At 41.5% G+C, this 4,614-nt stretch carries 5 protein-coding genes and 1 pseudogene; all 6 read right to left on the reverse strand.

The window, feature by feature from the left end:
- Window positions 1-36: 36 nt before the first annotated feature.
- The 6 genes and pseudogenes from V6670_RS22960 to V6670_RS22985 all read right to left on the reverse strand — a co-directional run bounded on the left by V6670_RS22960 (window position 37) and on the right by V6670_RS22985 (window position 4,179).
- Window positions 37-225 (reverse strand): antitoxin VbhA family protein, encoded by a 189-nt coding sequence (locus V6670_RS22960; protein WP_005618527.1) that lies wholly within the window; start codon window positions 223-225, stop codon window positions 37-39.
- A gap of 8 nt (window positions 226-233) precedes the next feature.
- Entirely contained in the window at window positions 234-440 is a 207-nt protein-coding gene (locus V6670_RS22965) for a hypothetical protein (RefSeq protein ID WP_005618528.1), read from the reverse strand.
- A 252-nt stretch (window positions 441-692) separates the two neighbouring features.
- On the reverse strand, window positions 693-1,175 hold the full coding sequence (locus tag V6670_RS22970) for an MbeB family mobilization protein (RefSeq protein ID WP_338654773.1): 483 nt from the start codon (window positions 1,173-1,175) through the stop codon (window positions 693-695).
- Between the two features lie 7 nt (window positions 1,176-1,182).
- Window positions 1,183-1,863: pseudogene (locus tag V6670_RS22975) on the reverse strand (relaxase/mobilization nuclease domain-containing protein); the annotation flags it as partial.
- Entirely contained in the window at window positions 1,860-2,165 is a 306-nt protein-coding gene (locus tag V6670_RS22980) for a plasmid mobilization relaxosome protein MobC (protein WP_005618548.1), read from the reverse strand. The gene V6670_RS22980 and the pseudogene V6670_RS22975, both read right to left, overlap by 4 nt.
- Window positions 2,166-3,261: 1,096 nt before the next feature.
- Complete coding sequence (locus tag V6670_RS22985; protein ID WP_005618523.1) at window positions 3,262-4,179, reverse strand: broad-spectrum class A beta-lactamase ROB-1; 918 nt, start codon at window positions 4,177-4,179, stop codon at window positions 3,262-3,264.
- Between the last annotated feature and the right edge of the window lie 435 nt (window positions 4,180-4,614).

Consider the following 4,614-nt stretch of genomic DNA (forward strand, 5'->3'; position numbering starts at 1 on the left):
CCATTGTATGCCCTATCCCCTGATTTTTCAAGTTATCTACTTTTCAAATAATCTTATTCTTAATTCGTCTAGAGTTTTAATTTCTCCAGAAACATATTTTTTCAGTAATACTTCACATTCTTTAGATGGATATTCCCCTTCTAATGCAAAACTGGCTAAGGCGTTTTTTATATGAAATTCCCGTCTAGCTAAAATTTCAGGTGTTAATTTTTCATCATCTTGCATAAATCCCCCTAAAATTTATATTTATTAAATTTTTCTCTCACTAACTTAGAAAGTTCTTCGTAGTCAATTTCTTCTGGTTTAAGAGCGTATAGCTTGTTACGCAAGCCTGCTAATAACTCGCTATCTTCGTTTCTACCACCTGTTTGAGCCACGATTAAGCCGAGTGTTTGAGAAATACCATTTATTAAACTGTCTTTTTCCATAAGTGTTGCCATAATTCTCCCCCTTGTGTTATCTGCTTATACCCCTGCTTTGTCTTTTGCGTTGAGATATTACCGTTTCAAGCTGTTTATTAAACTCTGTAATGTCGTTAATTGCTCGCTGATTTCGTTGTACTGTTGAATGATCAAGGCGTTTTCGGCTCGCAAGCTCTCTAATTCTTTCGATAATTTCACTCGCTCTGTTTCTTGCTGTTCTAGCAAGGTTTTCAAGGTTTTCTCGTAAAGTAGTTCTAGTTCGGTCGCCATTTATTTTTTCCCCTGTTTCTTGGTTTCGTGGATTTCGATTACTTTCAGGTTCTCGCCCCACGTTGAGTTGATAAAATCCTTGTCCACTGCTACACAAGGCTTTATCCCTTTCTCCGTTTTGCAAGTTGATAGCTTGATCCCCCCACTCTGCTCTTTGGCTATCTCGGCTGAGCTTTGCCATTCGGTCATCTCTTGATAGGCGTTCTTCGCCTGCCACGTCAAAACGCCTGCGGTTATGGCTATCAAGGTTAATATCGTCAAGGCGATTAGGGTCGGCAAGCGATACATTCTCACGGTATTTTTTATCAATTTCGCCTGCTCGATTTGGATATTTTCGGCTAAATTGTTCCCTGCGTGCTGTAACTGCTGTATCAAGTTTTGCTCGTGCCGTTTGATAGCGTTCTGCACTATCTCGCTTGTACTCTCTAGCTCTTTCTGTGATGTCTGCTGAAAGGTCTGTGCTAAATCTAAAATCTTGCTCATAGAAAGCCCCTTTTAATCTTAAATTCTGTCCGTCAGTCTTGATTGATAGGTTTTTTGGCGTAATGCGTGCAATTTCAAAACCTGCACGTTCTAGGGCATTTATAACGTCCTGTCGGTCGTTTATCTGCCCTGCGTTCGCTAAAGCTGTTAAACCGTCCGTAATCGCCTGTAAAGCCTGTTTTTTATCGGTTGGTAGGTCTTTGCGGTCAATCAGGTTTTTTTGCTTTATAGGGTTGTTTGGGTCGCTTAGGCTGTATTCGTGGTTGATTACCTGCTTGAAGTTTTCAGCAAGTGGGCGGTCTGCCCTGTCGTAGTAGGGTTGTAGGCGTTTTCCGCTTGTCATCTCTACGTTTGGGATAACGAAATTCAGCTCAAGCCTGCCTTTGTCGGTGTGTTGTACCCACGCAATGTTATATTGTTCAGGCTCAAGCCCTGCAAACATTGCCTTTTCAAAGCGTGCCATAATCTCACGCTTTTGTATTTCGGGTAGGTCGCTTTCTTCAAAAGACAAGCAACCTGCGGTGTAAGTGTTATTAAAATCAAGACTATCAGCAATACTTTGTGATAGTCGGGGATCGCCCTGCAGGATTTGGGCGGTGTCGTCAGGCTTATTTAGTAAATAGTCCACGCAAGCCTTGCAACTACTAGCTTTTCCCTTACCGTGTTTCTTAAAAAATTTAACGATCATAGGCTCAATTCTCGCAATTTTTTGAGATTTTTTTCAATTTCTCGCAAGGTCGCCAACACGCTAACAAGGTCAATGCTCGGCTTTTGACTGTTGCATTGTCGGGCGATTTGGTTCAGGTTTACGCCTATGCGGTTCAGCTCGAACAGTAACGCAGGGTCGATTACTTTCGGCTGTCGCTTAGGTTGCTGTTCTAGGGCAACTTCCCGAACCCACTCCGCAAGCCTTGCTTTCGTTTTTCTCTCTAACAAGGCTTGATACTCGTTTTCGGTGAGCCTGATTTTTATCTCTTTCTCACGTTTCATAATGGTGTCCGTTCTTCTATTTTGACCGCTGAAAGCGGTCGGGGGTCAAGGGGGCAAAGCCCTTTTGCAAGGTCAAAAAGGAAACTCGAAGAGTACCCTTTTTGTGTCCTTGCTATTACAAAAGACAATAGTACACCAAAAGCCCCGAGAGTGATATATAAAAATCAGCGGAGCCGATAGGCGACTTCGTTTTATTAGGCGAACATCGTGAGCCTTTGAACCAAAATAAAAATAAAAAAATTTTATTATTAGGGAAGTGGTTATTGTGGGCGGTAGGTTTTTAGTGTTGGAAAGCTGTTGGAAAGCTCGTGGGTAACTCGAAGAGTTATCCATCAGCTTTTCAATGGCTTTTCAATACGACCCGCAGGGGAAAAACCGTTAAACCGTCCACATTAACCGCTGACCCAAAAAGAACGCTTTTTACTAAAAGATTTCTATTCGGTTCTCAAATGTTGCGTGAATGGGGCAACAATAAAACGTTGTGGCGTTTATCAGGGTGGGAATTGCAGACTTAAACAATCAATTCCGCTGTATCCTTAAATCTCGCTTATCAGGTGTGCTTGTATTTCTTGGGGCTTTCGCCTTTCTAACCGTAGCACGAAACGGAGACAGAGCTTAATTTTCGTATTAAGAACGTTATCACTTCTACGCCTGTTTATTCTTCCGAAGTCCGAGCTGAAGACCGTCTAATTTAAGGTTTACGTTTCTTGTTTACGTCGTTGAATGGTTTTTTGGTAGTAGGGACGCTTCGCAATCTCTTGCATTACTAGCTACCCTTTGCTATGATTAGATTGTTCACGTCTGGATCATAGCAAAGAACGTACTGATACAGATTATAGGAAAAGGGATCGAATGTCAAAAGTTCGATCCCTTTTTCTTTTCTAAAGCATTGGTATTAAAGGCTTTAAGGTGTATTTTATTAAAATCTGTACACCTTTGTGAAAATCCATACACCTTTCTTACCGTGTAATTTTATGAAAATTCGTGCACCTTTCTGCTAACGCCCTGCGGTTGTTAGACTAAAAAAGCCATTGAAAGCAAGTTTCAACGGCTTTTTCAGCCCTAAATTTTCACTTTTTCTAACAAAATGAATTTGTTAGTTGAGCTGTAAAGTATGAAATACTTGCTTTGCTGCATCTTCTACTAATTTATTGTTGAATTTGGCTTCTTCGGTAAATTGCGTACTCATGATTGCCATCACAATCGGTTTGCGATTTGGTATGCGAACCACCGCAATATCATTGCGTACACCATATTTACCCGCCCCGCTTTTATCGTACACTTTCCACGATGTTGGCGTAGCAGCGCGAATCAATGGATTGCCTGTTGCGTTATTGTCCAACCAATTCCACAAAATCGTTTTTTGCGATTCGGTTAATGTGTTGCCCAATAAATACGCATTTAAATTCATCGCCATTTGTTTGGGTGTACTCGTATCACGAATATCGTTGGGTTTGGCTTGATTTAAATCGGGTTCTAGCCGATTGGTATGGGTTACGTTATCGCCTAATTGTCGCAAAATACGTTGATATTGTTCCACGCCACCCAATTCTTTGAGCAGCAAATTGGTCGCGCTGTTGTCGCTAAACCGCACGGCTGCTTCACATAATTGGGCAATCGTCATGCCTTTGCCAACGTATTTTTGGGTTTCGGGAGAATAACTAACCAAATCTTTTTGGCTATATGAAATGGTACGATTTAAATCTTTTTCAGGCAGCGATTGCAACACCGCCCCAGCCAACAACGCCTTGAAAGTGGACGCATAAGCAAAGCGTTCATCTGCACGATAAGACAAAGAATGTCCCGTTTCTGTATCCCATACATAAACGCCAATTCGGGCTTGATACTGCTGTTCCAAATTCGCCAAAGTCTGTTGAAAGGTGGCTTGTGTGGCTGATTGTTGCACAGGCGCACTAGCAGGCTGCGGATTAGACGTTACCGAATGAACAGAATTGGGCGAACAAGCCGTTAATGTCAGCAATAATAATGTGCCGATTTTTAACTTATTTAACATAAATTATCCTTTGATTTTACTAAATAAATTTCTTTTCAGGCAGCCTGAAACGTACATTGCGCGGAAATTCGGATAATTTGTTTGTAGAACAAAAAAACAGATTTTGGCGAATTTAAGCGCAAAAGTCTAGCAATTTAGCCTTGAATAAAACATAACCGCCTTGTTAGGCGGTTATGTGTTAAAATCACTTTCGCACTATGGCGGCGGCTCGCACTACCGTTCATAGTGTGAGCCTAGTCGCTTAGCCTTATAGTGCTAAGGGGGTGATTTATGTGAAAACATCAGAAATTATTACTCTGATCATCTTGCTAACACTGTTAGCGTGGGCGGTAAGTACAAAAGTACTAGCTATGCTTGATGTACTTATCATCGTTTTAAATAAATTAGCCTAACGGCTAGGAAGGGAATAGGGTAGCAACCTGTTCCCGACCTTTC

This window comes from Lysinibacillus sp. Y5S-8, assembly GCF_036894365.1.
Lineage (GTDB): Bacteria > Bacillota > Bacilli > Bacillales_A > Planococcaceae > Lysinibacillus > Lysinibacillus fusiformis_D.

Bases quoted from the DNA above. Each gene is read 5' to 3' on its own strand.
- V6670_RS22965 (WP_005618528.1), bottom strand. From the start codon at position 440: ATGGCAACACTTATGGAAAAAGACAGTTTAATAAATGGTATTTCTCAA.
- V6670_RS22980 (WP_005618548.1), bottom strand. From the start codon at position 2,165: ATGAAACGTGAGAAAGAGATAAAAATCAGGCTCACCGAAAACGAGTAT.
- V6670_RS22960 (WP_005618527.1), bottom strand. From the start codon at position 225: ATGCAAGATGATGAAAAATTAACACCTGAAATTTTAGCTAGACGGGAA.
- V6670_RS22970 (WP_338654773.1), bottom strand. From the start codon at position 1,175: ATGAGCAAGATTTTAGATTTAGCACAGACCTTTCAGCAGACATCACAG.
- V6670_RS22985 (WP_005618523.1), bottom strand. From the start codon at position 4,179: ATGTTAAATAAGTTAAAAATCGGCACATTATTATTGCTGACATTAACG.